Raw genomic sequence first — 3,120 nt, forward strand, 5'->3', positions numbered from 1 at the left:
ACGGCTGACGGGTCCCGTCACGATCCCCGAGGGGAGCCTCGCCGTCGACCCCACCGGTGCGGTGGACCCCGGACTCGCCGACCCCTTCGCGGACGACCCCGGGGGCGACACGGTCCGACGACTGGCCGGGGCGCTCGCGGGGACGGACACCCTGCGGTCGCTGGTGGACACCTCCGACCCGACCTCGGCGGATGCCGACGCACACCTCGACCCGTTGGTGGGTGACGCCCTCAGGGCGATCTCGGAGACCGGTCGACGCGCCGGCGGTGACGGTCTCACCCTCGAGACGGGGACCGGTGCGGCCGCCCGGGACCGTGGCGCGACCCGCCTGGTCCGACTCGGGGAGACGGTGTCCGCATCGCTCGCGCGCGTCGACCTCCTCACCCCGGGGAGCGTGTTCACCATGGCGAGTCCCAACAGCCCGCTCATGTTGGTGACCCGCAACGCCCTGCCGTTCCCCGTGCGCGTCGACGTGACCGTCACCGCACCCGAGGACATCACCGTCGACCCGGTCGGCCTCATACAGATCCCGGCCGCGGGTTCCCGGACCCTCCAGGTCCCCACCCAGTCCGACTCCGAGGGCGGGGTCCGCCACACCGTGGTGTTCGCCCTCCACGGGCCGGACGGGACGCGTTTGTCCGACCCGGTCGAACTCTCGGTCCAGTCCGGTGGGTATCCCGTGGCGCAGGGCTTCGCGATCGCCGCGGCCGCACTCGCCCTCGTCCTGGGGGGCCGCCGGTACCTGCGCTACCGTCGGGGAATCCTCGACCCCGCGGACGAAGGGCACCGACCGTGAACGACGAGCAGGGTTCCTCCGAGCCCGAGCTGCGTAGACCGGACCCCGGATTGCGGGGCCGCCGCCGCGAATCCGGCAGCTGCGTGTCGCCGCGCCCCGTGTCGCCTCCGCCGGTCGCCGACTCGTTCGCGCCGGACTCGGTACCCGTCGACCCCGTGGTCCCGATCCCGCAGGGTCCGACGACCCGGGGCGGGGGGACCGGCACCACCACCCGGGACTCCTCCGACGCCTCGGTGATGCGGTCCACGGGGTCGATGGCGGTGGCCAACCTCGCCAGCCGGATCACCGGTTTCGTCCGGATGATCCTCATCCTCACCATTCTCGGCCCCGCCGTGGCCTCGGCGTTCAACACCGCCAACACCCTGCCCAACATGATCACCGAGCTCGTCCTGGGTTCGGTCCTCACCGCCATGTTCATGCCCCTGCTCGCGAGGGCGGCCCAGGAGGACCCGGACGGAGGGGTGTCGTTCATCCGGCGCCTGCTCACGGCCACGGCCCTGTTGGCGCTGGTCGCGACGGTGGTGGCGGTGGCCTGTGCGCCCCTGCTCACCGAGCTCAACCTCGGGGACGGTGAGGTCAACACGGACCTGGCCACGGCGTTCGCCTTCCTGCTGCTCCCGCAGATCTTCTTCTACGGCGTCTTCTCGGTCATGCTGGCGGTGCTCAACTACAACGGGATCTTCCGGCCCGGTGCGTGGGCGCCGGTGTGGAACAACCTGGTGGCCATCGCGACCCTCGCGCTGTTCGCCATTGTCGGGAGCGGCATCGACCCGGCGGCGCCGGTCAACCTCCTCAGCGCCCCGATCCTGTTGCTCGGCCTCGGTACGACCCTCGGGGTGGTGGTCCAGGCCGCGGTCCTGCTGCCCGCGCTGCGCCGTGCCGGCGTGGTCCTGCGCCCACAGTGGGGACTGGACCCGCGGATCCGGCAGTTCGGAGGCAACGCCCTCGCCGGGTTGTCCTACGTGTTCATCTCTCAGGTCGGTCTGGTCATGACCAACCGCATCGGTTCCGCCGCCGACGAGGCGGCCATCGCCATCTACGGCACGTACTGGCTGTTGCTCCAGGTGCCGTACGGGATCATCGGCGTGACCCTCCTGACGGCCATCAACCCGCGATTGGCCGACAACGGCGTCGCCGGGCGGACGGACGCGGTCGTGCGGGACATCTCGCTCGGCACCCGGCTGTCCCTCTTCGGGCTGTTGCCGATCATCGCCGTCATGACCGCTTTCGGCCCGTCGATCGCGACCGGCCTGTTCCGGTACGGCAACTTCGACGCCCAGAACGCCGACATCCTCGGCCTCACCCTGGCGTTCGGCGCGTTCACCCTGGTCCCGTACGCGGTGGTGCTGCTCCAGCAGCGCGTCTTCTACGCGCGCGAGGACTACTGGACCCCGACCGTCATGATCCTCGCGATCACCATCGTCCGCGTGGTCCTCTCGCTCATCGTCCCGCTGGTCGCGAACGAGCGATCCCACGTCGTGATCGGGCTCGCCCTGGCCAATGGGATCGGCTGGGTCGTGGGTGCGGTGGCCGGGTACATCCTGCTGCGGCGCAGGCTCGGTTCCCTGCGCGGGCGCGAGACCGCGAGGTCGGCGGTCTGGACCCTCGGCGCGTCGGCGGCCGGAGCGCTCGTCGCCCTCGCCGTCGACAACCTCCTGCCCCTGGACGTGCTGACCGACTCGGTCGGCAGTATCGGATACGTTTTCCGGGCCGGGTTCGCCGCGGTCATCACCCTCGTGGTCACCGGACTGATCCTGTCGCGGTCACGACTCCCGGAGCTGGACGCCGTCACTCCCGTCCTCCGGGGCCTCGTGGGGCGTCTGAGGCGATAGTCGTGTCCCGGGATGCGCGGACCGTACACTCGGGGGGTCAGGAGCGGGCGGATCGGCTGGACGGCCGCGTCATCGAGGAGGTCGACGGGTGGGTGATGTCAACGGTGTTCCGGCGCAGGGTTCGCCCTCGGGCCCACCGCGCCTGACCGCCGGGGGACTGGTCTCGGGTGGGCGATACGAACTCCTCGAACCCCACGGTGGAGTAGCCGGTCAGGCGTTCTGGCGAGCCCGCGACAAGCGACTCGGTCGCGAGGTCGCGTTGACCTTCGTCGACCCGCTGCCCGGTGAGGAACCCCCGGGCTCGGCGACGGGCGTCCTCGACCGCACCGTGGCGCTGACCCGCGTGTACTCGGACGGCCTGGCCCGCGTCCTCGACGTCATCCGCGGCCGCGCCGGGGGCATCGTGGTGAGCGAATGGGTCCCCGGGCTCAGCCTCGCCGCCGCCGTCGGTGACCCCGACCCCGACTCGGCCGTTGCCGCGATGTGGGGTCA

The 3,120-nt window shown here is 71.5% G+C and carries 2 protein-coding genes and 1 pseudogene; all 3 read left to right on the top strand.

All coding sequences use genetic code 11. The features are described from left to right. A partial coding sequence (locus tag G6027_RS13155) for a DUF6049 family protein (RefSeq protein ID WP_241727103.1) occupies positions 1 to 796 on the top strand: 796 nt, incomplete at its 5' end. After that, positions 793 to 2,628, top strand: a complete 1,836-nt coding sequence (locus G6027_RS13160; protein WP_182637566.1) for a lipid II flippase MurJ — start codon at positions 793 to 795, stop codon at positions 2,626 to 2,628. The genes G6027_RS13155 and G6027_RS13160, both read left to right, overlap by 4 nt. 133 nt (positions 2,629 to 2,761) lie before the next feature. Next, positions 2,762 to 3,120: pseudogene (locus tag G6027_RS13165) on the top strand (hypothetical protein); the annotation flags it as partial.

The organism is Dietzia sp. SLG310A2-38A2, from assembly GCF_014145095.1.
Classification (GTDB): Bacteria; Actinomycetota; Actinomycetes; order Mycobacteriales; family Mycobacteriaceae; genus Dietzia.